Origin of the sequence: Nocardia sp. NPDC060249 (assembly GCF_042728755.1) — a bacterium.
GTDB lineage: Bacteria > Actinomycetota > Actinomycetes > Mycobacteriales > Mycobacteriaceae > Nocardia.
Map to the genome: position 1 here is coordinate 87,503 of NZ_JBHXAQ010000011.1, position 23,439 is coordinate 110,941.

The following is a 23,439-nucleotide window of genomic DNA, read 5'->3' on the forward strand; positions in this document are numbered from 1 at the left end:
AATTTGGGGGACTTCGCTTCCGTCCATGGCATCGCCGCAGGTCTAGCGCACCTTGGCGGCATCCTCGGCGAGGGGAACCACCAGCGGTGTACCGGTTTCCGGGTCGTCGACGATCCGGCACCGCAGCGAGAAGACCTCGTCGACGAGTTCGGCGGTCACGATGTCGGCGGGTGCCCCGGTGGCGACCACCCGTCCGTCACGCATGGCGATGAGGTGATCGGCGTAGCGGAAGGCGTGGTTGAGGTCGTGCAGCACGGCCACCACGGTTCGCCCGGAATCCCGGTTCAGCGACCGGCACAGGTCCAAGAGCTGGATCTGGTAGGCGATGTCGAGGTAGGTCGTCGGCTCGTCGAGCAGGATCAGCGGGGTGTCCTGGGCGAGCACCATCGCGATCCACACCCGCTGGCGCTGACCGCCCGACAGTTCGTCGACCATCCGCGCCGACAGCTCGGTGACACCGGTCGCCGCCATCGCCGACGTGACGGCTTCCTCGTCGGTCTTCGACCACTGCCGCAGCAGCGTCTGATGCGGATAGCGGCCCCGGGCGACAAGATCGGCCACCCGGATGCCGTCCGGTGCGGTCGAGGTCTGCGGTAGCAGGCCGATCTGCCTGGCCACCTGCTTGGCCGGGTAGGAGCCGATCGGTTTGCCGTCGAGCAGTACGGTGCCCGACTCGGGGGTGAGCAGCCGGGCCAGCGCGCGCAGCAGCGTGGACTTGCCGCACGCGTTCGGGCCGATGATCACCGTGAACTTGCCGTCGGGGATATCCACCGACAGCTGGTCGCTGATCGTGGTGCCCTTGTAGCCCAGGCGGACCCGGTCGGCGCGCAGTCGTGAAGTGTCGTTCATCTTTTCGCTTTCCTAGTTCCGTCGCGCCTCGGCGACCAGCAGATACGCCAGGTACAGACCGCCGACCGAGACGGTGACGAGGCCCACCGGCACGGTGGTCGGCGCGAACGCGTGCTGGGCGATCCAGTCGCAGGTGATCAGCAACATCGCCCCCATCGCCGCCGAGGGCGCGAGCGCGATCGACGGCGTGCGGGCCAGTTTGCGCGCCAGATGCGGTGCGGCGAGGGCGACGAAGGCGATCGGGCCCGCGACCGCCGTCGCCACCGCGGTGAACGCGACGCTGAGCACGATCAGCCACAGCATCGCCCGGCTGACATCGAGGCCGAACGCCTTGGCGGTATCGTCACCGAGTTCGAGAATCTGCAAGCGGGGAGCCGCGGGGATCAGCGCGATCGCCAGCAGCGCGAGGATCACCACCGCGGGACCGACCTGCGGCCACGAGAGCCCGTTGAGCGTGCCCGCGCCCCAGGCCGCCGCCGACATCGCCGCGTCCAGGTCGGCGCGCAGGATCAGCCAGGTGTTGATCGAGGCGAGCATGGCGCTGACGCCGATGCCGACGATGATCAGCCGGAACCCGGCCACGTTGTGCCGGAACGCGAGTAGATGGATGACCAACGCGGCGCCGAGCCCGCCGATCACCGCACCGGTCGCGGTCTGCAGGTGCCCACCGCCCAGGGCCAGGATGGCGATCAGCGCGCCGGTGTAGGCGCCGGTGTTGAACCCGACGATGTCCGGGCTGCCCAGCGGATTCCTGGTCACCGATTGCAGAATGGCGCCGCTCACGCCCAGTGCCGCGCCGAGGATCAGCGCGAGCAGGATGCGCGGCAGCCGCCAGTCCCACACCACCAGCCGGTCGAACCGCTCGTCGCCGATCACCAGCGCGCGCAGCACCCGCATCGGCGGGATCAGATAGTCGCCGCTGCCCAGTGCCAGCACCGCTGTCACCACCGAGATCGTGAGCAGGACAGCGCATACCACCAGGGTGCGCACGCCGATCCGGGCGGAGAAACGGGTTCCGCGCGGCCGGACCACCAGCATCGCGCGGCCGAAATCGATCGTCGAACTCATGCGGCGGCTCCTACTCTTGCGCGACGGGCCAGCCAGATCAGTACCGGCGCTCCGAGGAACGCGGTGACCAGGCCGGCGGGAACTTCATCGGGACGAATGATGAGGCGCCCGACGATGTCGGACGAGAGCACCAGGATCGGCGCCAGCAGGAGCGAATAGGCGAAGATCCAGCGTTGATCGGGTCCGATCAGCCACCGCGCCACATGCGGAACCGCGAGACCGACGAACGCGATCGGGCCCACCGCGGCGGTCGCGGTGCCGCACAGCAGCACCACCGCCAGCGCGGTGAACAGGCGCGTGCGCCCCACGTGCACACCCAGCGAGTTCGCCAGATCGTCGCCGAGCGCCACCGCGTTGAGCGAGCGCGCGCACAGCGCCGCGATGATCAGGCCCGCCACGATGAACGGGGTCGCGCCGAGGAGAATGTCGAACCCGCGTCCGGCGAGGTCGCCGGAATCCCATTGGCGCATCTCGTCGAAAGCCTTGGGGTGCATCAGGATCAAGCCTCTGGTGAGGCCGCCGAGAACCGCGGTGGCGGCGACACCGGCCAGCGTCAGCCGCACCGGATCGGTGCCGGATCGCCCGGCGGTGCCCACGCGGTAGACGACCACCGATACCAGGGCGGCGCCGAGGAATCCGAACCAGACATACGATGTGATCTCGCTCACGCCGAACATCGCGACGGCGATGGTGATCGCGAAGGCCGCGCCCGCGTTGACGCCGAGCAGGCCGGGGTCTGCCAGAGGGTTGCGGGTCAGGCCCTGCATCAAGCAGCCCGCGACGCCGAGCGCGAGTCCGACCAGCAGTCCGAGCAGCGTACGTGGCACGCGGTACTCGGTGACGGTCACATGGTCGGGGGTGGTGGTCTCGCCGAACAGTGCCTGCCAGACATCGCTGACAGCAATAGCTTTCGTGCCGACCAGCAGGCTGAGAGCACATACTGCGACCAGCACGAAGACGGCAAGAAGCCACCCGCGCCAACGCGGATTTCTCATCAGGGTTCTCTCTCGCGGCGAAACTGGGTCTACTGGAGGTTAGCCTAAGCAAGGTCTTGATAGGTGAGGCTTGCCTAGCTATGGTCACATCTCGTTCGGTCCGCAGCTTGTGCGCCGCGCATCTCACCACGAGGAACACGAAAGGTTCACCCCCGTGAAAATCACCAAGTTCGCTCTGCTGGCCTCCACCGTCAGCGTTGCCCTCGGCATCGCTGCCGGAACCAGCCACGCAGCACCTGCCGCGGATGAGCCGATCAACTACACGTCCACCACCACCGAGACCTCCACGATCATCGGCACCGACTCGGGCTCCATGGTGGTCGAGGACGGCGTCTTCAAGATCAAGGCTGCCAACGGCACCACCGTAGCGGGCACCGAATTGGCCTTCCGTGTGGACGAATTCGTGTTCCCGATCGCCGCCGACATCTCGGGCCGCAACGCCACGCTGACGCCGCAGTTCGACCTGGCGCACGCCGCCTACAAGCCGGTCGCGCTGCCGTATGAGGACAAGGCGCCGTGGAAGAGCGAATACGACCGTGAGCAGGCGGCGTGGAGCCGTCTGGGCAGCACCATCTCGCTGGGCGCCAGCATCGCCACCCTGGTCGGCGGTCTCGGCGGCGGCGCGATCGGTTGTGTGCTCGGCGGCATCGCCGGCGCCACCATCGCCTCGGCGACCATCGTCGGCATGTTCGGCCCGTTCATCCCGGCCGCGGCCGTCGGCTGCATCGCCGGCATCATGGCGATCGGCGCGCTCGGCACCCTCGCGGGCCAGATCTTCATCACCGCTCCCGTCGCGATCATGGCCGCGGTGCAGTACTTCACCACCATCAACTCGCCGATGCCGAACACCGCGCCGGCTGCCAAGTAGGCGATAGACCTCGGCCGAATCGGCCGAACGAACCTCGCGGAGGGGACAACTCAGCGAGAGACGAATCCCGCCCGATCAGCATCGGGCGGGATTTGTTGTGTCCGAACCACCTAGGTCATTCGGTGCCGGATGTCTTCTCGTTCGGCGCGGGGATCTGCCGGAGCAGACCCATCACCAGTCCGGCGGCGACGGCGGTGAGGCCGATGCCGACCACCGAGTTCACCTGCAGCGCTTGGGTGTAGGCCTCGCGAGCGACCGTGGTCAACTCGGCGCCGAGCGTTTCGGGCAGTGTCGTCGCGACGTGCAGGGCGCCCGCGAGCGTGTCCTCGGCGACCTGCGCGACCTCCGGCGGAAGTCCGGCGGGCAGCTGCTGCGACATCTGTCCGCGGTAGACGGCGGTGCCGATGCTGCCGATCACCGCCACGCCCAGCGCCGCGGACAATTCCTGACCGGTTTCGGAGATGGCCGAGGCGGCACCGGCGCGCGCCGGATCGACCGCACCGACGATCAGATCGAGACCGAGGACGAACATCGGGCTCAAGCCGAGGGAGAACACCACCATGCCGGTGACGATCAACGCCAGGTCGTCGGCCCCGGAGAGCTGCGTGAACAGCGCGTACCCGGCCATGGCGATGATCAGGCCGCCGGCCATCAGGTACGCGGGCCGGATCTTGGGCGCGAGCGCGCTCACCACCCCGGCCGCCACGACCATCGCGGCCGCCTGCGGCACGGTCCACAGACCTGCCTGGAACGCCGAAAGGCCGAGCACCAGTTGCAGATACTGCGCGAGCAACAGGAACAGCCCACCCATGGCCAGCATGGCGACCATCAACGCGACCAGTGACCCACTGAACCGGACATTGCCGAACAGGCGCAGGTCGATCAGCGGATTGGTCAGGCGCTGCTGGCGCAGGACGAACACCGTGCCGAGCACCAGACCACCGACCAGGACGCCGACAGCCTCGATCGACACACCGTCCTTGGCGAGCTCCTTGATGCCGTAGATGACGCCCATCACCGACAGCAGCGACAGGACCGCGCTGAGAATGTCGAGCTTGCCCGGGTTCGGGTCCTTGTACTCGGGCAGCAGGAACGGCCCGGTCGCCAGCAGCAATACCATCGCGGGCACCGCTACCAGGAATACCGAGCCCCACCAGAAGTTCTCCAGCATCGCGCCACCGACGAGCGGCCCGATCACCATGCCGACCATGAAACTGGTCATCCACACGCTGATCGCGGCGGTGCGCTGGCGGTCGTCGTGGAACATGTTGCGGATCAGCGCCAGCGTGGACGGCATCAGCGTCGCGCCCGCGATGCCGAGCAGCGCGCGGGTGCCGATCAGCATGTTCGCGCTGGTCGAGTACGCGGCGATCACCGAGGCGACACCGAAGGCCAAGGCGCCGATCATCAGGAGCTTGCGTCGGCCGATGCGGTCGCCGAGGGTGCCCATGGTGATGAGGAAGCCGGCGACCAGGAAGCCGTAGATGTCGAGGATCCACAGCAATTGGGAGCTGCTGGGTTGGAGTGCTTCGCTGATGCGGGGGATCGCCAGGTAGAGCACGCTCAGATCCATCGAGATGAGCAGTGTCGGCAGGGCGAGCACGGCCAGCCCGACCCACTCCTTGATCCCGGCCTGCGTGGCGGATTCCGGCGGGGACTGGTCGCGCTGGGTGGACGTCACACTACGACCGTACCGACGGATTCGCCTTCGGTGCCAGCGAGTTTTCCGGCGGTGCGCCCCGTAAGTCATTGGACATTCCGGGCCGGGGCCCACGATCATGGGCTCGGTGTCCACACGTAATGAACAGCTCAGGCTCGTCGATTCGCCGCGTCAGCCGCAGGATCAGGGCGAGCCGTTTCCGTGGTCGGCGACCATCGACTCCACCTATTCGACCCGCGATGCGATCGACGCGCTCGCCCTTGCCCCGTTCCTGCGCGGTGACCAGCCGTTCGCCCGCCAGGCCCACCTCGACCGGGTGCGCCCCGACGCGGCGCTGCGGCCCGCCGACTCGCGGATCGTGCGCTCGGTCGCCGACGACGACAGCAGTGCCCTGCTCGCGGCCGGTGACGGCTGGGCGCTACGGGCCGTGCGGTGGGCGAGCGGGTCGGCCACGGTCGAAGTGACCGCCGTGAGCGACGAACTCGCCGTCGACGTGCTGGCTAAGGCTACCGATGGGGCTTCATTGTCACGTGACAGTGAAGCCACGGTCGAGATGGGATTCTGGCACATGGACGTCCGGCGCCCCGCGCGCAGGCGACGCCAGATCGCGGCGCCCGCGTGGGCGGAGATTCGCGGCAACTACACCGGCTCGGTGTCCGCGAGCATGGAGCGATTGATGGGGCTCGGCGTCGCCGATATCAAGGGACGGCTGGTGTTGCTGCACGGTGAGCCCGGCACCGGCAAGACCACCGCGCTGCGTGCGCTCGCACGGTCATGGGCGCCGTGGTGTCAGGTCGACTGTGTCGTCGATCCGGAGGAATTGTTCAGCAATCCCGGCTACCTGATGGAAGTCGCGGCGGGCGCCGATGGCGACGACGAGGACGGCCGCTGGCGGCTGCTGGTGCTCGAGGACTGCGACGAACTGATTCGCGGCGAGGCGAAAGAAGCGGCGGGGCAGAAACTTTCGCGTCTGCTCAATCTCACCGACGGCATGCTGGGTCAGGGTCGCAATGTCTTGATCGCGATCACCACGAACGAAGACCTCTCGCGGCTGCACCCCGCCGTGGTTCGACCGGGCCGTTGCCTGGCTCAACTCGAGGTCGGCCGGCTCTCGGCGACGGAGGCCGATGAGTGGCTGGCCCGCCAGGACGGGGCCATCGCCGAGTCGAGCTTTCCCGACGGCGCGACCCTCGCCGAACTGGTCGCCCACCGCGACGGCGGGATTCAGATCCGGTCGACCATCGACCACTCGGCCGACGTCGGCATGTACCTGTAAGGCACCCGTAGACCGACCTTCCCGGCCTCGCCCGGCGTGCCGGTCACGACGTGCCGACCGGCCGGATGTGTGCCCTGACCAGCTCGGTGAGGTGACGGCCGACGCGATCGAGCGGCTCGGTGCTGTGCTTGGCGAGCGACATCACCACCGCGCCCTCGATCGTGGCGATGACGGTTGTCGCCAGGGAGCTGGCGGTGTCGGGGTCGATGTTCTCCGCGCGTAGCCGGGTCTCCAGGGTCCGCTCCCAGTCGCCGAACGCCTCGCCTGCCGCGTCGGCCGCCGCGGGCGACTCCGAGCGCCCCAATGCCGCGGCCACGATCGGGCAGCCGGCGAGGAAGTCGCTGGACTCGACGACCTGTTTCCACGCGTCGGAGAACGAAGCGATGGTTTCCTCCGGCTTGGCGTTCTTGCTGAAGGTCTCGATCAGCGTGGTCATCGCCCGGCCCGCGACGCGGGTGGCCTCGGTGATCAACTCGGACTTGCCGCCGGGGAAGTTCAGGTAGATCGTCCGGCGGGAGAGCCCACTGTGGTCGAGCAGGTTCGCGACACCGGTCCCGGCCACGCCGTTGCGGCGCACCAGGTCGATCGTGCTCTGGACGAGTCCGTCGCGTGCTGCCATCGACATCCTTTCGGTCGGTCCGATTGAAGTATACCGATCGGTGTACTACCGTCGGGTAAGTACACCGATCGGTGTACTCGACGCGATGCGCGGAGGAGCCGACCATGACAGCCCTGAGCGATCCGCTCGCCCTGCCGTGCGGCCAAGTGCTGCCCAACCGCCTGATGAAGGCCGCGCTCAGCGAGGGGCTCGGCACCTCCGCCGGCGCGCCGGACGAACGGCTCGAGCGGCTCTACAGCCGGTGGGGCACCGGCGGTTTCGGACTGGTGGTCACCGGCAATGTGATGGTCGACCACGACCATCTCGGTGAGCCGGGCAATGTCGTGATCGCCGACGAACGTCACCTCGACGACCTGCGCCGCTGGGCGCGCACCGCCAAGGACGGCGGCGCCCGGCTCTGGATGCAGATCAATCACCCCGGCAGGCAGGCGAATCCGCTCGCGACGCGGTCGCAGCCGGTAGCACCCTCGGCGATCGGGCTTGGTCTGCCCGGTATCCCGGCGCCACGCGCGCTCGCCGACGCCGAGATCGTCGACATCGTGCGCCGATTCGCCACCACCGCGCGGATCGCCGAGCTCGCGGGCTTCGACGGTGTGCAGATCCACGGCGCGCACGGGTACCTCGTGTCACAGTTCCTCTCGCCACTGGCCAACCAGCGCGACGATCGCTGGGGTGGCGACCCGGACCGGCGGGCGCGATTCGTGCTGGAGGCGGTGCGCGCGATCAGGGCCGAGGTATCGACATCGTTCGCCGTCGCGATCAAGCTCAACTCCGCGGACTTTCAGCGCGGCGGCTTCACCGAGGACGAGTCACGCGAGGTGGTGCGCCGCCTCGCCGCCGAGCAGCTGGATCTGATCGAGATCAGCGGCGGCAGTTACGAATCGCCCGCGATGATGGGCAGGCCGGCGGCGCGTTCGGCGAGCACCGTCGCGCGTGAGGCGTACTTCCTCGAGTACGCCGAGTCGGTCCGGGCGGCCGCCGGGTCGGTGCCGCTGGCCGTCACCGGCGGATTCCGTTCGCGCGTGGCCATGGTCGACGCGGTCGAGTCGGGCGAGTGCGATGTCGTCGGCCTCGGCAGGCCCAGCGCCGTGTCACCGAATGCCGCGGGTGAGATCCTGCACGAGCGCACCGCGCGACTGCATTCCCCGCAGATCTCGCTGCGCCTGCCCGCGCGAGTGTCCACCCTGTCCAACGTCAAGAGCCTCGAAGGCGCCCTCGACCTCCAGTGGCACACCGATCAGCTGCATCTGCTCGGGGCAGGCGACGAGCCGGACCCCGGCCGCACACCGTGGCTCACGGTGGCGGCCATGCTGAAACATCACGGCGTAGACGCGTTTCGTAGTAGAAGGGGATCGACAATGAACAACAAGGACCCGAAGCGGCGCAAGTTCGAGGTCGAGCGGGCGGTGGGTCGCTATGTCGCCAACCCGGCGGTCCGCGCGCTGAGCCGGATCGGCATCCGCACCTCGTTCGCGACCGAGCTCGAGACGACCGGACGCAAGTCCGGGCAGGCCAGGGTGGTGCCGGTCTCGGTGGCGTTCGACGACAGCGGCGCGTGGGTGATCAGCCAGCACGGGACCAGGTCGGGGTGGGCCGCCAATATCGGCGCGGAACCGGCAGTGCGGGTCCGCCAGGGGAAGCGGTGGCGGACCGGGACCGCTGAGCTGCGCCCGGCCGACGACGTCGTCGCTCGGGCTCGCACCTTCGCACCCAATCCGGTGTTCGCCGGGCTGACCGCGGCGACCTTCCGCGCGTTGCAGAGCACGCCGGTCTCGGTCCGGATCACCTTCACCGACTGACGACGTTCGCCGTGGCCGCGCAGGCCAGGGTGAGCACCAGCGGAACGGCCAGCGCCGCGGTCAGCGGGATCGCGGCGGTGAGCCAGCCGATCATCGCGGGGCCCGCGAGCAGCCCGAGGTAGCCGATGGTGAAGACGCGCGACATGTCCGTGGCTGCTGTCGTGCCGCCGAGATTGCCCGCGGTGGAGAAGATCTGGGGGACACCGCCCGCCAGGCCGAGGCCGCACATCGCCCAGCCGAGCAGGGTGAACGGCAACCAGGGTGATCCGATGACCACCGCGAATCCCGCTGCGGCGAGCAGACTTCCGTACCGCACGATGGCGACCGGGCCGATCGCCGCGTTCACCCTGTCCGCGAGGAAGCGTCCGAGGGTCATCGTCGCGGAGAAGGCGCCGAAGGCAAGGGCGGCATCGGCTTCGGAAGTATCGAGGCGCTCGCGAACCTGGAGCGCGCTCCAGTCGGCCGCCACACCCTCCGCGAGCAGCAGCACGAACGCGACGGCCCCGAGCGAGAGCACTTTTCGTGCCCGCTGGTGTCGTTCGCTGCGCTGGTCGGTGCGGTATTCGGCGCGGGGCCGAACAGAAGCGGCGGGACCGGCGGTTCCGGTCGGCGAACCTGTCGAGTCGCTCGCGTCGGTGAAGTGCCGCAGGTCCGCCGGTTCGCCGGCTGTCGGCCGCTCTCGCGCGCTGTTCGCGGATCGCGCATCCTCGTTGTCGTAATCTTCGAGGTGCGAGGGTGATTCGGGCTGTTGACGGCCGAGCAGGTGCGGCACCAGGGCGGCGGTGACGACCAATCCCGCGATCCCGGCGCACGTCAACGTCAGCTGCGGCGGCCACTGCGCGTACTGCGCGGCCGCGCCCGCCAACGACCCGACGAACCCGCCCGCTGAGAACATCGCATGGAAGGCGGACATGATCGGCCGGTGATACGCCCGTTCGACGTACACCGCCTGGGTGTTCATCGATACGTCGAGGGCGCCCATACCGAATCCGAAGCACGCCACAGCGATCGCCAAGGTGATCGGGCTGGTCGCCAGTCCCGGGCCGAGCACGGTCACCGAGATCGCCGACGCGGCCGAGGCGACCAGCGTGCGGCTGCCGAACCGGTCGGCAGCCGGGCCGGCGAGCCGCATGCCGACGAGCGCGGCGCCCGCCATCAGCAGCACGAGCACGCTGAGCATCGAGGTCGACACCCCGGCCCGGTCGGTGATCGCCGGGATGTGGACCACCCACATCGCCAGCAGCACCCCGTTCAGCGTGAAAGCCGCGAACACGGCGGCGCGGGCCATCCGAAACCTGCGGTCGATCGTCGCTGAACCCACCACTTCGACGGTACCGCCTCGGCGTGGGGGTACCCGGCAATTCACGATCACCAGGCCCTGGCGGTTCGCCGCTCGGGCGTTGCCTCAGTGCGGGCCCGGTGATCAACTGTCCGGCTACTGCCGAGGCGTCCAGGCGCCGGTGGCGGCGGTCTCCTTGGCGTAGTCGGTGAAATCGCGCGCCTCGCGACCGAGGGCGCGGCGGACACCGTCGGCGGTGGGGGTGTTGCGACCGTCGAGGATGGTGCCGAACAGGTAGTCGAGCAGGCTGATCACGTCATCGGGGACCTGGTATTCACTCAGGGCCGCAACGAATTCCGTCCGGGTCACCGGAATGAAGGCGATCTCGCGACCGGTGGCGGCGGCGATCTCGCCGACCGCGTCGGCGAAGGACAGGGCGCGGGGACCGGTGAGTTCGTAGAGCTGACCCGCGTGGCGCGCGTCGGTGAGCGCGGCCGCCGCCACCTCGGCGATGTCGTCGACGTGCACGAACGGTTCGGGCACATCGCCGTTGGGCAGCGCCACGGCACCGGCGAGTACGTCATCGACGAAGGCGCCTTCGCTGAAGTTGTGCGCGAAGAAGGCGCAGCGCACGATGGTCCAGCTCAGGCCCGAATCCCGCACGATCTCTTCGCATTCCAGCGCTTCGGGTTCGCCGCGCCCGGACAGCAGCACCACCGAGCGCGCGCCCGCGGCTCGTGCGGCGGCGGTGAACGCGCGGATGATGTCCGGGGCGCCGGGCACGGCGAGGTCGGGCTGGAAGGCGAGATAGACGGAGTCGACGCCGGCGAGGGCGGGCGCCCAGGTCTGCCGGTCGGTCCAGTCGAAGGGGATCGCGGCGGTGCGCGAGCCGTGACGGACCGGCAGGCCCGCGGCTTCGAGGAGGGCGGCCACCCGGCTGCCGGTCTTGCCGGTAGCGCCGGTGATGAGGGAAAGCTGCTGGTGAGAAGCGGTGTTTGTCATGAGATAAGTACACCGTCGCGCGGTCCGCGGCAACATCGTCGTGCCGCTCACGAACATGCGCTGTCGTCTACAGGTTGTCGTCTACTGTGGAGAGGTGGATGCGTTAGCCGGTCTGCTCGAAGGTCCACGCGCCCGCGGCGCGTTCCTCATGTGTTCGCTGCTCAACCCGCCGTGGTCGCTGCGCGTGCAGGACGAAGCCCCGCTCACGGTGCTCGCGATGATCCGCGGAAAGGCTTGGGTCAGTACCGATTCCATGCCGCCGCGGCAACTCGGCGCGGGCGATGTCGCGGTTTTCCGCGGGCCGCAGCCGTATACGGTGGCCGACGATCCGGCGACCGAACCCCAGGTCGTCATCCAGCCGGGGCAGGTCACCACCACGCCCGAGGGTGAGATCCTGTGCGAGACACTGAGTCTGGGCGTGCGCCAGTGGGGCACCGATATCGACGGTGAGACGCTGATGGTCACCGGAACCTACGAATCGGCGGGCGCGGTGAGCAGACGATTGCTGCGTGCGCTGCCGCAGGTCGCGGTGCTGCCGCGCGGTGAGCTCGATACCCGGCTGCTCGATCTGCTCGTCGACGAGGCGACCAAGGACCTGCCCGCGCAAACCGCCGTCCTCGACCGCCTGCTCGACCTGCTGCTCATCGCCGCCCTGCGTGCCTGGTTCGCCCGCGACGACGCCCCCGCCTGGTACCACGCCTACAGCGATCCGCTGGTCGGCAAGGCATTGCGCCTGCTCCAGCACAATCCTGCCCACCCGTGGACAGTGGTCGCCCTGGCCGAGGCGGTCGGGATGTCCCGGGCCGCGCTGGCCCGCCGGTTCAGTGAGCTGGTCGGGGAACCGCCGATGAGCTTCCTGACCGAATGGCGGCTCTCGCTCGCGGCCGATCTGCTCGCCGAATCCGACGCGACGGTGGAAGCCATCGCGCACCAGGTGGGATACGGCAGCGCCTTCGCCCTCAGCACCGCCTTCAAACGGCACTTCGGAGTGAGCCCGCGCGACCACCGGCAGGGCAGCGCGGCATGATGGCCCGATGAGCTATCCCGTCCTGTGGCCGATGCCGACCCGGTGGGCCGACAACGACCAGTACGGCCACGTGAACAACGTGACCTACTACTCCTACTTCGACACCGCCGTGAACGCCTGGCTGATGCGCGCCACCGGCACCGACATCACCGAGCTGCCGGCGCTCGGCGTCGTCGCACAGACTTCGTGCCGATTCCACGGCTCGGTGAGCTTTCCCGACCAGCTCCAGGTCGGCCTGCGGATCGCCCGCCTCGGCAACTCGAGCATCACCTACGATCTGGCGATCTTCCGTGCGGGCGACGACGGTCTCGAGCTCGCCGCCACCGGCGAATTCGTCCACGTCTATGTCGACGCCGACACCCGCAAACCGGTGGCGATCCCCGAGGTGGTGCGGACAGCGGCCGCGGAGCTCGTCACCGACTAGCGCTCAGGAGGCGATCACGCCTACCTCCGGCCACTCGCTGCCGCGGCGGGCGCGCAGGATGATCTGGCCCGCGGGCGAGTCGGGTGGTCCGGGTAGGGCGGCGAAGGTCCGCTTGTCGATCACCAGGGACGAGTCGAGTTGTTCTCGGCTCGGCCCCCAGAGGTACTCGACCTCGGTGAGCTCCTCGCGAATCTTTTTGAAGTACATCAGGTGCGCCATCGCCAGATCTCCGCGTAGACCTCCACCGATCAGCGGATCGTGACCGGCGGCTTGGAGACTATCGTGGCAGGAATCGAGCGATCTCGCCGCTACCTCGCCGAATTTTTTCGGGCGCACCTCGGGTTGTTCACGCGCGCAGCATGGTCTGGAACCGGCGCATACCGGAAATCCACCGGTCGTAGTCCGCACCCTTGTTGCGGTACATCTGCAATACCTCGGGGTGCGGCAGGATCAGGAAGTGTTCGGCGGCCATCGCCTCGACGACGGTGTCGGCGACTTCCTCGGGGGAGAGCACCGCGCCCGCCGTCTTCACGGCCTTGATCGCCAGCGCGCCCGCCGCCGGGTCGCCGGGGATGAGCGCACCGGTGAGCAGCTGGGTGTCCACGCCCATCGGGCACAGGCAGCTCACGCGAATACCCTTGTCGCCGTAGGTAACCGAGAGCCATTCGGCGAAGCCGACCGCAGCGTGTTTGGTCACCGAGTAAGGGGCGGAACCGATTTGGGTGAGCAGTCCCGCGGCGGACGCGGTGGAGACGAAATAGCCGCTGCCGCGCTCCAGCCAGCCGGGTACGAGCAGTTTCGCCGCCCGCACGTGGGCCATCACGTTCACTTCGATGGTGTTCGCCCACTGGGCTTCGGTGCTGTCGAGGCCGGGTCCGCCGCCGATGCCCGCGTTCGCGAAATACAGGTCCACTGGGCCGAATTCGCGCTCGGCGGTGGCGATCAATTCCGCCACCACCCGCTCGTCGGCCACATCGCCACCGACCGCGATCGCGTTGTCGCCGAGGTCGGCCGCTACCTTCGCCGCGCTGTCCGCGTCGAGATCGGCGACGACGACCCGCGCGTCACCAGCGACGAGGCGATAGGCGAGCGCGGCACCGATACCCGCGCCCGCGCCGGTGACGACCGCGACCTTGCCTGCTATCTCCATCCCCGCACAGTAACTTTTGGAGCGCTGGCGCGCTCGAGTTCGCGCCCCTGGCGGTCGACGGGACGGGCGCGAACCGCCGACTTCGTCGGCGATCCCTCCTCGAGGTCGGGATGTGCGGGGTTGGGAATGCGGTCATGGCGGTGCCGTGGTTGGTTTATGGCTCGATCAGGTGGCGACGGCGGGGCTCGGGGTGGTGGTCGTTGGTTCGGCTTCGGTGGCGGGTTCTTCCGTATCGGCCGGTTTGACGATCGCGGCGCGGGCCATCGCGCCGAGCGGGGTGTGGTTGAAGGCCAGGTTCAGCAGGAACGCGGTGGCCGCGCCGAGGGTGACGCCGCTGTCGAGAAGGATCTGGGCCGAGGTGGGGAATTTGTCGAACATGTCCTTGGTGAACACCGGCAGCAGGCCGATGCCCAGGGCGGTGGCCGCGACGGTGGCGTTCACCCGGTCCGTCAGGTCGGCTTCGAGCAGCGTGGTGACGCCGACGACGGCGACCGTCGCGAACAGCACCAGCCCGACCCCGCCGACCACCGGCTTCGGAATCACCGCGACCACCTCGCCGATGCGGGGCACCAGTCCGAGCACCACCAGGATCGCGCCGCTCACCGCGGTGACATACCGGCTGAAGACCTTGGTCGTGGCGACCGCGCCGACGTTCTGATTGAAGATCGTGTCGACGAACGCGGTGAAGATGCCGCCGAGCACACCCGACAGGCCGTCGCCCACCAGGCCGCGCGCGAGATCGCCCTTACTGAGCGGTTTTCCGGTGATCTCGCTGATCGCCAGCATGCTCGCGGTCGACTCGGCGAACACCACGGCCATCACGATGCTCATCGCCACCACCGCGGTCACCGGGAACTGCGGCGACCCGAAGTGGAACGGCTGCGGAATCCCGATCCAGTCGGCGGCGCCCACGCCCGCGGTCGTGATCAAACCCATCGGCAGCGCGATCGCGATGCCCGCGACCAGCGCGATCAGCACCCCGAGCTGCGACCACACACCACGCCCGAGACACACGAACCCGACCGCGATCAGCACGACCACCGCCGCCAGCCCGATATTCGACGGCGAGGCGAAGTTCGCCGACTTCGGATCGGTCCCGATGATCAGGCCGCCGGCGACGCCGATCAGCGACACCCCGACCACGGTCAGCACGGTCCCCGTGACCAGTGGCGGGAAGAACCGCACCACCCGCGCGAACGGCCACGCCAGCGCCACCCCGACCACCCCACCGATCAGCATCGACCCGTACACGGCGTCGAGCCCGTATTCCTTGGCGATGAGAATCATCGGATTGAGCCCCACGAAGGTAGCGCCACAGACGATCGGCAACCGCGCACCGGCCAGCTTGCCGATACCGAGGCTCTGCACCAGCGTGATGATGCCCGCGACCAGCAGATCCGCACTGATCAACAGCGCGATCGTCGCGCGGTCCAGCCCCGCGGCCGCGCCGAAGACCAGCGGCACGGTGATACAGCCGGTGTACATGATCAGGACGTGCTGAATGCCGAAAGCCAGTTGCCGAGCGAACGGCAACCGGGTGTCGACGGGATGCGCCTCACTCATGTAACAGGTTGTAGTCCCCGTTTTTTACCGTGAGTGAGCGCCGTGTTTCGTCGGCGTTGCGGGTCGGATATATCACCCGGCGGGTTCAATACTGCTGGTAACCGCCCTGCGGGTAGCTCGGTCGCTGCTGTGCTGCCCGGATCCAGCGCCCGGTCGACGGTGCCGCGGCGAGGCTGAGCATCAAGACCGCGACGGCGGCTTGGACGAGCCCGATGGCCACACCCGCGCCGGATGTCAGGGAGGACGACGCCGGAGTCACGAGGGAGCCGAGGCTGCCGAGTGCGCTGAGCGCCGCCACGATGATGACGATCACCCGGCCCGCCGTCTTGCGGAGGAACAGCAGGATCGAGCCGGTGAAGAGCAGCAGGCCGATCGCGGCGCCGATGACGACAAAGGTCATGATCACCGGTGATACCGAAGTGCTCGCACACCCGAAGGTGCCATCCGACTTCTGGACGAGTTTGCCGGAGCACTCGTACGCGCTCGTGGCGTTGTAGCTGATCACCGCCCCCACAATGGAAACCAGCGAAAGTACAAGGGCTAGAACGGCAGCGATGATTCCGGTAGCGCCGGAGGCCGCGGGCTGGGGATAACCGTAGCCGGGTCCGCCGGGGCCGGGAACCCCATACCCGGGAGCTCCATACCCGGGAGCTCCATACCCGGGAGCTCCGTAGCCGGGTACACCGGGCCCAGGAGCGCCGTACCCGGGAACGCCGGGGCCCGGTGCCGCGTACCCGGGGGCGGCTTGGCCGTACGGGTTGTAGCCTTGCTGCCCGACAGGCGGATAGCCCTGGCCTTGCTGCTGCCCATACGGATACCCCATGACGCCCCCTGTTTCCTCGGATACACCTGCCGACATGCGTTCGCGCGGTGCGCAGTCCGGTCGGACGCGCACCGGCCCGAACTATACGGCCGGGTCCCGACGCGTGCTCAGATGCGGCTGAGCAGCGTCAACGGGTCCTCCAGGAAACCCGCGGTGGTGGCGAGGAAGCGGGCGCCGAGTTCGCCGTCGACCATGCGGTGGTCGAAGCTGAGGCCGAGGGTGGTGACCCAGCGGACGGCCAGTTCGTCGCGGAAGACCCAGGGGCGCTTGCGGATCGAACCGAGGCACAGGATCGCGGCCTCGCCCGGATTCACCAGGGGGACGCCGCTGTCGACACCGAAGACGCCCACGTTGGTGAGGGTGAAGGTGCCCCCGCGCAGGTCGTTCGGGGTGGCGTTGCCGGAGCGGGCCGTGTCGGCCGCCCAGCTGATCTCGCGGCACAGCTCGCGCAGGCTCAGCGACTGCGCCTCCTTGAGATTGGGCACCATCAGGCCGCGATCCGAGGCGACCGCGATCCCCAGGTTCACATAGTGCTTGGTGACGATCTCCTGGTTCTGCTCGTCCCACGCGGTATTGATCCCCGGGTACTCCGCGATCGCCGCCAGCGTGGCTTTGGCGACCAGCGCCAGCGGGGTGAGCGTGAGCCCCTCAAAGGATGTGGTGGTGCGCAGGTGGTCGAGCAGTTCCATCGAGGCCGTGCAGTCGACGGTGACGAAGGTGCTGGCCTGGGGAATCGTGCGCGAACTGGCCTGCATCGCGGCGGCGGTGCGTTTGCGGATGCCCGAGACGGGAGTGCGGACTTCGCGCGCGGTCGGCTCGATGAGGCCGTCGCCGTCGGTGACGTGGCCGTTCGACGGCGCCGGCACGACATCGCCGAGGCGGGCGGGGGTGCGCGGCTGGGTCACCGGCACGGCCGAGCGCACATCATCGACGGTGACCGCGCCCTCCGGCCCCGACCCCGCGACGAACCACAGGTCGATGCCGAGTTCCTTGGCCAGATTGCGGGCCGCGGGGGTCGCGGCGGCGCGATGGGTGCTCGGCGTGCTCGAGGCCATCGACGGCGTGGCTTTCCTTCTCCGCGAGGTCGATTCGGCCTCGGGTCCATAACCCACCAGCACGTTCGAACGGGGCTCCGCGGTCGGCGGGGCCGACACCTCGAGATCGTTGCGCACCCGGATCAGCGGCGCGCCGACCGGCACGGTGTCACCGGGCTGAGCCAGCAGTTCGACCACGACCCCGGAGAACGGCGACGGCAGCGCGACCACCGCCTTCGCGGTCTCCACCTCGGCGATGGTCTGGTTCAGTTCCACCGTGTCGCCGACTGCGACGGCCCAGGACACCAGGTCGCCGTCGGCCAGGCCTTCGCCCAGGTCGGGGAGGCGGAATTCGAGAACATGACCGTCGTCGTCGGCGGCTGGTTCCGGCACGGGGGCACCTTTCGTCACGCGGCTAGACAGCGGTCGACCGCCGCCAGAATGCGGTCGGGGTCGGGCAGGTGGTGCTTTTCGAGCTTAGCCGGGGGGTAGGGGATGTCGTAGCCGCCGACGCGCAGCACCGGTGCCTCGAGGTGATAGAAGCAGCGTTCGGTGACGCGGGCCGCGATCTCGGCGCCGAGCCCGGCGAACACGGGTGCCTCGTGCACGATGACCAGCCTGCCGGTCTTGTCCACCGATTCCGCGATCGTGTCGACGTCGATCGGCGAGAGACTGCGCAGGTCGATCACTTCGAGCGAATGTCCTTCCTCGGCGGCGATCTTCGCCGCGGTCAGCGCGGTGGCGACGGTGCCGCCATAGGCGACGACGGTGGCGTCGGCGCCGCGGGTACAGACCCTGGCCTTGTGCAGGGGCAGATCCGGTTCGCCTTCGAAATCTACGTCGGCCTTGTCCCAATAGCGACGTTTCGGTTCGAAGAAGATCACCGGGTCGTCCAGTGAGATCGCCTGGCGAATCATCGAATACGCGTCGGCGGGCGTACTCGGTGATACAACCCGAAGACCCGCGGTATGCGCGAAATACACCTCGGGCGATTCCGAATGGTGCTCGACCGCGCCGATGCCGCCGCCGAACGGAATGCGGATCGTCAACGGTGCCTTCACTTTTCCGCCGGTCCGGTTGTGGATCTTGGCCACCTGCGAAACGATCTGGTCGAAGGCCGGGTAGACGAAACCGTCGAACTGGATCTCCACCACGGGACGGTATCCGCGCAACGCCATTCCGAAAGCCGTTCCGACGATGCCGGATTCGGCCAGCGGCGTGTCGATGACGCGGTTGTCGCCGAAGTCCTTCTGCAAGGTGTCGGTCACGCGGAACACGCCACCGAGCCGGCCGATGTCCTCGCCGAGCAAAACGACCTTGGCGTCGTCTTCCATCGCGTTGCGCAGGCCGACGTTGAGGGCGGCGGCGAAGGTGGTGATCATGACTGCGCTCCTTCGGCGAGGTAGGCCGAGAGCTGGTGGCGCTCTTCGGTCATCAGTGGGTGCTCGGTCGCGTAGACGTTGTCGAACATCCGCACCGGATCGGGGTCGGGCATCTCGATCGTCGCGGTGCGCAGCCGGCGGGCGACCGCGTCGGCCTCGTCGGTGACCTGCTGGGCGAATTCGGGGGAGAGCTCGCCCTCGCGGTCGAGGAGCACGCGCACGCGTTCGATGGGATCGCGCTGGGCCCAGTACTCGGTGTCGGCGGCGGTCCGGTAGCGGGTCGGGTCGTCGGCGGTGGTGTGCGGGCCCATCCGGTAGGTCATCGCCTCGATGAAGGTGGGGCCGCCGCCGGTGCGCGCGCGTTCGACGGCCTGGCGGGTGACGGCGAGGACGGCGAGCACATCGTTGCCGTCCACCTGCACGCCGGGAATCCCGTAACCATCGGCGCGGCGGGCCAGCGGGATATGACTCTGCACGGCCACCGGTTCGCTGATCGCCCACTGATTGTTCTGGCAGAAGAACACGACCGGCGCGCTCCACGCCGCGGCGAATCCGAGTGCCTCGGCGAGATCGCCCTGGCTCGTGGCACCGTCGCCGAAGTAGGCGATGGTGGCGATATCGGCACCGTCGAGGTGGGCGGCGAAGGCGTATCCGGTCGCGTGCAGCCCCTGGGATCCGACGACGATATTGGCGTTGGTCATCTTGACCTCGGCGGGGTCCCAGCAGTGGTGGGAGACGCCGCGCCACAGGGCGGTGAGCTGCTCGGGCGGGACGCCGCGGCAATAGGCGACGGCGGTTTCGCGGTAGGAGCAGAACACGTAGTCGTCGGGGTGCAGCGCGTGCGCCGAGCCGACCTGCGCGGCTTCCTGGCCGAGCAGCGGCGGCCACAGTCCGAGCTGGCCCTGGCGTTGCAGTGCGGTCGCTTCGACGTCGATCCGGCGGGTGATCACCATGTCGCGATACAGCTGCCGCAATCGCCGCGCATCGATGTCGGCGACCAGCGCGCCGTGCTCCTTGTCGAACACCCGGCGGCCGTCGGGCTGAACCAGCTGGACCGGGTAGGTCTGCTTCTGCGACATCGTGATCGCCTCCTCGCTACCGCGCCTTGTGGGCCGATGCAGGTACGCCACTCCGCTGAGTGCGATGTGTATCACTCAGCATCCACGATAATGCGGTGTGCGCAAGCTGTACACACCCAGCTGAGCAGAATGCATGGTCGCTGAGGGTCGTCCGCTGTCATACTGCGTTGTATGACCAGTCGCGAACCCGACGTGACACTCGACGCCACCGACGCGCGTCTGCTGCGCGAGTTGATCGCGAATCCCCGTGCCACCGGGGTGGAGCTCGCGGCGCGTCTCGGTCTGTCGCGCAACACGGTGCAGGCGCGGCTGGCCCGGTGGGACAGCGGTGGGGTGCTCGGCAGCTTCGAACGCCGGGTGGAACCGCGCGCCCTCGGCTATCCGCTGGCAGCGTTCGTCGCGGTCGTGGTCGACCAGCACCGGCTCGACAGTGTGGTGGACGAGCTGGCCGACGTCGCCGAGGTCACCGAGGTCTGCGGTATGACCGGCGCCACCGATCTCACCGTCCGCATCGTCGCCCGCGACGCCGACGATCTCTACCGCATCGCGGGCCGAATCCTGAAGATCCCCGGCGTGGAGCGCACCAATATGGCTCTGGTCATGCGGGAGCTGGTGGGACCGCGCACCGGACCCTTGCTCGACCGGCTGGCAGGCCCGAACTGAACTCGGCCCCGCCGCGGGGCCCTCAGGTGCCGGTGGGCAGGAAGCGGCGCACGACGAGGCCGGCTACGAGGGCCCAGAAGGCGCCGCCGATGCCGAAGAGGGTGGTGCCGGACGCGGCGACGAGGAAGGTGACCAGCGCGGCCATGCGGTGGGTGGGGTCGCTGAGGGCGCCGGTCAGGGCGGCGGCGAGGGTGGCGAGCAGGGCAAGGCCCGCGACGGTTTCGATGGTGCCCGCGGGCGCGGCGGCGATCAGGGTGACCAGGGCGGCGGAGGCGAGCCCGAGGACGAGATAGCCGGCGCCCGCTGTCGCCGCGGCGATCCACCGGCGCTTGGGGTCGGGGCTCGCGGACGGTGCGGCGGCGAGGGCGGCGCTGATGGCGGCGAGGTTGATCGCGTGGCCGCCCGCTGCCGCGCCGAGGACGGTGCCGATCCCGGTGACGAGCATGGCGGGGCGCCACGGGACCTGGAAGTCGAACGAGCGCATCACCGCGACGCCCGGAATGTTCTGCGAGGCCATCGTGACGATGTAGAGCGGGATGGCGATGCCGATGACGGCTTGCCAATGCCACTGAGGGACAGTCCATTCCACCGTCGGAACCATGGCGGACAATTCCAGGTGCCGGTTGTGCACGACGATGTCGACGCCGGTCCCGACGGCTGCGGTAGCGAAGGCGACGAGCACGGCCCACTTGGGGGCGAACCGCTGCAGGACCAGCCACACGACGATGACCGGGACGACCACGGCGGGCGAGGTGCGCAGCGCCTGCACCGGGGCCAGGCACAGTGGAACGAGGACACCGGCCAGCATCGCCTGCGCGATCGGCACCGGGATCGCGGCCACCAGCGAGCCGAGCCGTTGCCACAGCCCGGTGATCACGATCAGCACGCCGGTCACCGCGAACGCCGCGACCGCGCCGGGCCAGCCGCCCGCGACCAGTCCGGTGCTCGCGAGCAGAGCGGCACCCGGGGTGGACCAGGCCAGCGTGATCGGGATTCGATACCGCACGCTCAGCAGCAGAATGCCGATGCCCTGGGTGAAGCACAGGATCAGCAATCCCGATGCGGCCTGTACCGGACTCGCCCCCACCGCGCGCAGACCACTCAGCACCACCGCGAACGAGCTCGTGAAGCCGACCAGTGCGGTGACAGCGCCCGCGCCGAGCGGCTGGGCGATGCCCGCCGGTTTGCCGGCGATATCGGGAGAAGGGGTGCAGACCTGCGACATTGTGCCGATACTGCCCGACGAAGCGGGGGTCGTCGCCTGCCAGTCCCGTGAAAGTGGACTGATTCATGCGGGATACGGTCCGGTCCAGTTGGGCGATCGGCCTGCGATCGGCTCCACATTCCGATCGGGGCGAGGCCGGCGTGCTCGCACGCGTGCGGTGCTGTCGCCGGATGCGCCGGTGATCGTCGTGCGCCGATAGGTGCCGCGAAGTCGGCCCGGTGCGTAGGGTGTCGGGAAGGTTTCGCAGGCGGGGGCTTGGACGAGGAGTGAGATTGGGCGCGGTGTTGATTTCGTCGGCTGAGCTTCGGGAAGAGCTGGCGGACAAGGCAATTCATCTGCTCGATGTTCGGTGGGCGCTGGGTGATCCCGATGGTCCGCAGCACTATCTCGACGGCCATATTCCGGGCGCGGTGTTCGTCGACCTGGAGACCGAGCTGGCCGCCGCGCCCGCGCCCCTGCGTGGCAGGCATCCGCTGCCCGATCCCGGCACCTTCGAGAAGTGCGCGCGCAGTTGGGGATTGAGCTCGGGCGATCCGGTGGTGGTCTACGACGCGACCGGTGGCATGGCGGCCGCGAGGGCGTGGTGGCTGCTGCGCTGGGCCGGTGTGGACGACGTGCGCATCCTCGACGGCGGGCTGCCCGCGTGGATCGCGGCCGGCGGGGAACTCGCGACCGGTGCCGAATCGGATCCGGTCGGCGGTGACCTGGTGGTGCGACCCGGCGGGCTGCCGGTGCTCGACGCCGACGCCGTCGCGAAATGGCCGGGCGTGCTGCTCGACGCGCGTGCGGGCGAGCGGTATCGCGGCGAGGTCGAACCGATCGACCCGCGCCCCGGACACATCCCCGGCGCTGTCAGTGCGCCGACCGCCGAAAACCTGGACGGCACAGGGCATTTCCGAAACATCGAAGAACTTCGCGCCCGCTTCGCGGGATTCGGCGCAGGCCCGGTCGCGGTGTACTGCGGATCCGGCGTCACCGCCGCCCACCAGATCGCGGCTCTCGCGCTCGCGGGCATCGACGCCGCCCTCTACCCGGGCTCCTACTCGCAGTGGTCGAACGACCCGAAACGGGCCGTCGCTACCGGAGCGTGAGCACGAGTCGCCGACCTCGACTGGGCGAAGCCTCGGGTCGATCGGCTGCGGCCTCACGGGCAGCCACGGGCGATGTCGTGCAGCGTCGCGTTGTCGGCGGCGGTGATGGGTAGGTCGTAGTCGACTGCCACGGTGAGGTACTTGGCGGCGTAGAAGCAGTGGTTGGGTCGCGCGGGCGGCAGCCATTCGGCGGGGGTGTCGTCGCCCTTGGCCTGGTTGGTGGCGGCGCCGGTCGCGAGGAGATTCACCGCGAGGTCGTTGGCGAAGCGGCGGCGCTGGCCGGGGGTCCAGGTGGCGGCGCCCATGTCCCAGGCGGCGGCCAGCGGGTACACATGGTCGATCTGGATCCGGCCGCCATCGGACTTGCTGAAGCGGATATCGGTGGCGGTGTAGGGGTCGGTGAGAATTCCCTCCACCACCACGCAGCGGCCGCGATGCACCACCTCGCGCAACTGCGTCGCCAGCACATTGTTGCGGGTTATCTCTAGTGCCGAACCATGTCCGAGGGACAAGAGAATCGGTGTCACCACCCATCCGTGCCTCGCTGTTATCCGAATGCATTT

Annotated in this window: 23 protein-coding genes; 7 read left to right on the forward strand and 16 right to left on the reverse strand. The window is 68.8% G+C overall.

Features of this window, described 5'->3' with window-relative positions; all coding sequences use genetic code 11:
* Positions 1-42 precede the first annotated feature (42 nt).
* The 3 genes from ACFWFP_RS28320 to ACFWFP_RS28330 are packed head-to-tail and all read right to left on the reverse strand — an operon-like array spanning position 43 to position 2,912.
* Complete coding sequence (locus ACFWFP_RS28320; protein WP_379299989.1) at positions 43-849, reverse strand: ABC transporter ATP-binding protein; 807 nt, start codon at positions 847-849, stop codon at positions 43-45.
* 12 nt (positions 850-861) lie between these two features.
* Positions 862-1,917 (reverse strand): FecCD family ABC transporter permease, encoded by a 1,056-nt coding sequence (locus ACFWFP_RS28325; protein ID WP_379299991.1) that lies wholly within the window; start codon positions 1,915-1,917, stop codon positions 862-864.
* Positions 1,914-2,912 carry an iron chelate uptake ABC transporter family permease subunit gene (locus ACFWFP_RS28330; RefSeq protein WP_379299993.1) on the reverse strand — a complete coding sequence of 333 codons (999 nt, stop codon included), beginning with the start codon at positions 2,910-2,912 and terminating at the stop codon, positions 1,914-1,916. The genes ACFWFP_RS28325 and ACFWFP_RS28330 overlap by 4 nt, the downstream gene beginning before the upstream one ends.
* Positions 2,913-3,066: 154 nt before the next feature.
* Here ACFWFP_RS28330 and ACFWFP_RS28335 point away from each other — a divergent pair, with 154 nt between their 5' ends.
* Positions 3,067-3,780 (forward strand): hypothetical protein, encoded by a 714-nt coding sequence (locus ACFWFP_RS28335; RefSeq protein WP_379299995.1) that lies wholly within the window; start codon positions 3,067-3,069, stop codon positions 3,778-3,780.
* 115 nt (positions 3,781-3,895) lie between these two features.
* Here ACFWFP_RS28335 and ACFWFP_RS28340 read toward each other — a convergent pair whose 3' ends face one another.
* Positions 3,896-5,461, reverse strand: coding sequence for an MFS transporter (locus ACFWFP_RS28340; RefSeq protein ID WP_379299997.1), 1,566 nt, complete (start codon positions 5,459-5,461; stop codon positions 3,896-3,898).
* 97 nt (positions 5,462-5,558) lie between these two features.
* Here ACFWFP_RS28340 and ACFWFP_RS28345 point away from each other — a divergent pair, with 97 nt between their 5' ends.
* Positions 5,559-6,716, forward strand: a complete 1,158-nt coding sequence (locus ACFWFP_RS28345; protein ID WP_379299999.1) for a DUF5925 domain-containing protein — start codon at positions 5,559-5,561, stop codon at positions 6,714-6,716.
* Positions 6,717-6,759: 43 nt separating this feature from the next.
* Here the strand turns inward: ACFWFP_RS28345 and ACFWFP_RS28350 are convergent, their stop codons facing one another.
* Complete coding sequence (locus tag ACFWFP_RS28350) at positions 6,760-7,335, reverse strand: TetR/AcrR family transcriptional regulator (protein WP_379300001.1); 576 nt, start codon at positions 7,333-7,335, stop codon at positions 6,760-6,762.
* Between the two features lie 104 nt (positions 7,336-7,439).
* Between ACFWFP_RS28350 and ACFWFP_RS28355 the strand changes: the two genes are divergently transcribed.
* Positions 7,440-9,134, forward strand: coding sequence for a nitroreductase family deazaflavin-dependent oxidoreductase (locus tag ACFWFP_RS28355; protein WP_379300003.1), 1,695 nt, complete (start codon positions 7,440-7,442; stop codon positions 9,132-9,134).
* Here ACFWFP_RS28355 and ACFWFP_RS28360 read toward each other — a convergent pair.
* Positions 9,124-10,455 (reverse strand): MFS transporter, encoded by a 1,332-nt coding sequence (locus ACFWFP_RS28360; protein ID WP_379300005.1) that lies wholly within the window; start codon positions 10,453-10,455, stop codon positions 9,124-9,126. The two genes, ACFWFP_RS28355 and ACFWFP_RS28360, sit on opposite strands and share 11 nt — an antisense overlap.
* Before the next feature lie 114 nt (positions 10,456-10,569).
* Entirely contained in the window at positions 10,570-11,415 is an 846-nt protein-coding gene (locus tag ACFWFP_RS28365; RefSeq protein ID WP_379300007.1) for an NAD(P)H-binding protein, read from the reverse strand.
* A gap of 94 nt (positions 11,416-11,509) precedes the next feature.
* Between ACFWFP_RS28365 and ACFWFP_RS28370 the strand changes: the two genes are divergently transcribed.
* Positions 11,510-12,442 (forward strand): AraC family transcriptional regulator, encoded by a 933-nt coding sequence (locus ACFWFP_RS28370; RefSeq protein ID WP_379300009.1) that lies wholly within the window; start codon positions 11,510-11,512, stop codon positions 12,440-12,442.
* Between the two features lie 7 nt (positions 12,443-12,449).
* Positions 12,450-12,866 (forward strand): acyl-CoA thioesterase, encoded by a 417-nt coding sequence (locus tag ACFWFP_RS28375; protein ID WP_379220519.1) that lies wholly within the window; start codon positions 12,450-12,452, stop codon positions 12,864-12,866.
* Positions 12,867-12,869: 3 nt separating this feature from the next.
* Here the strand turns inward: ACFWFP_RS28375 and ACFWFP_RS28380 are convergent, their stop codons facing one another.
* From ACFWFP_RS28380 to pdhA, 7 genes are all read right to left on the reverse strand, one after another.
* Positions 12,870-13,085, reverse strand: a complete 216-nt coding sequence (locus ACFWFP_RS28380; protein WP_379300011.1) for a hypothetical protein — start codon at positions 13,083-13,085, stop codon at positions 12,870-12,872.
* Positions 13,086-13,212: 127 nt separating this feature from the next.
* Entirely contained in the window at positions 13,213-14,016 is an 804-nt protein-coding gene (locus ACFWFP_RS28385; RefSeq protein WP_379300013.1) for an SDR family oxidoreductase, read from the reverse strand.
* Positions 14,017-14,181: 165 nt separating this feature from the next.
* A complete protein-coding gene (locus ACFWFP_RS28390) occupies positions 14,182-15,579 on the reverse strand; it encodes a nucleobase:cation symporter-2 family protein (RefSeq protein ID WP_379300015.1) in 1,398 nt (465 codons plus the stop codon).
* Between the two features lie 85 nt (positions 15,580-15,664).
* On the reverse strand, positions 15,665-16,084 hold the full coding sequence (locus tag ACFWFP_RS28395; RefSeq protein ID WP_379300017.1) for a hypothetical protein: 420 nt from the start codon (positions 16,082-16,084) through the stop codon (positions 15,665-15,667).
* 425 nt (positions 16,085-16,509) lie between these two features.
* Positions 16,510-17,829, reverse strand: coding sequence for a dihydrolipoamide acetyltransferase family protein (locus ACFWFP_RS28400; protein WP_379300019.1), 1,320 nt, complete (start codon positions 17,827-17,829; stop codon positions 16,510-16,512).
* Positions 17,830-17,843: 14 nt separating this feature from the next.
* Positions 17,844-18,818 (reverse strand): alpha-ketoacid dehydrogenase subunit beta, encoded by a 975-nt coding sequence (locus ACFWFP_RS28405; RefSeq protein ID WP_379300021.1) that lies wholly within the window; start codon positions 18,816-18,818, stop codon positions 17,844-17,846.
* A complete protein-coding gene (pdhA, locus tag ACFWFP_RS28410) occupies positions 18,815-19,897 on the reverse strand; it encodes a pyruvate dehydrogenase (acetyl-transferring) E1 component subunit alpha (protein WP_379300023.1) in 1,083 nt (360 codons plus the stop codon). The genes ACFWFP_RS28405 and pdhA overlap by 4 nt, the downstream gene beginning before the upstream one ends.
* Positions 19,898-20,068: 171 nt before the next feature.
* On the opposite strand from pdhA, the gene ACFWFP_RS28415 reads away from it, so the two are divergent.
* Positions 20,069-20,560, forward strand: a complete 492-nt coding sequence (locus ACFWFP_RS28415; protein ID WP_378663135.1) for an Lrp/AsnC family transcriptional regulator — start codon at positions 20,069-20,071, stop codon at positions 20,558-20,560.
* Positions 20,561-20,582: 22 nt separating this feature from the next.
* Here the strand turns inward: ACFWFP_RS28415 and ACFWFP_RS28420 are convergent, their stop codons facing one another.
* Complete coding sequence (locus ACFWFP_RS28420) at positions 20,583-21,785, reverse strand: benzoate/H(+) symporter BenE family transporter (RefSeq protein WP_379300025.1); 1,203 nt, start codon at positions 21,783-21,785, stop codon at positions 20,583-20,585.
* 284 nt (positions 21,786-22,069) lie between these two features.
* On the opposite strand from ACFWFP_RS28420, the gene ACFWFP_RS28425 reads away from it, so the two are divergent.
* Positions 22,070-22,876 carry a sulfurtransferase gene (locus tag ACFWFP_RS28425; RefSeq protein ID WP_379300122.1) on the forward strand — a complete coding sequence of 269 codons (807 nt, stop codon included), beginning with the start codon at positions 22,070-22,072 and terminating at the stop codon, positions 22,874-22,876.
* Between the two features lie 53 nt (positions 22,877-22,929).
* Here the strand turns inward: ACFWFP_RS28425 and ACFWFP_RS28430 are convergent, their stop codons facing one another.
* The gene (locus ACFWFP_RS28430; protein ID WP_379300027.1) at positions 22,930-23,403 is read right to left on the reverse strand and encodes an HNH endonuclease family protein; all 474 of its coding nucleotides are present in this window, start codon (positions 23,401-23,403) and stop codon (positions 22,930-22,932) included.
* Positions 23,404-23,439 lie beyond the last annotated feature (36 nt).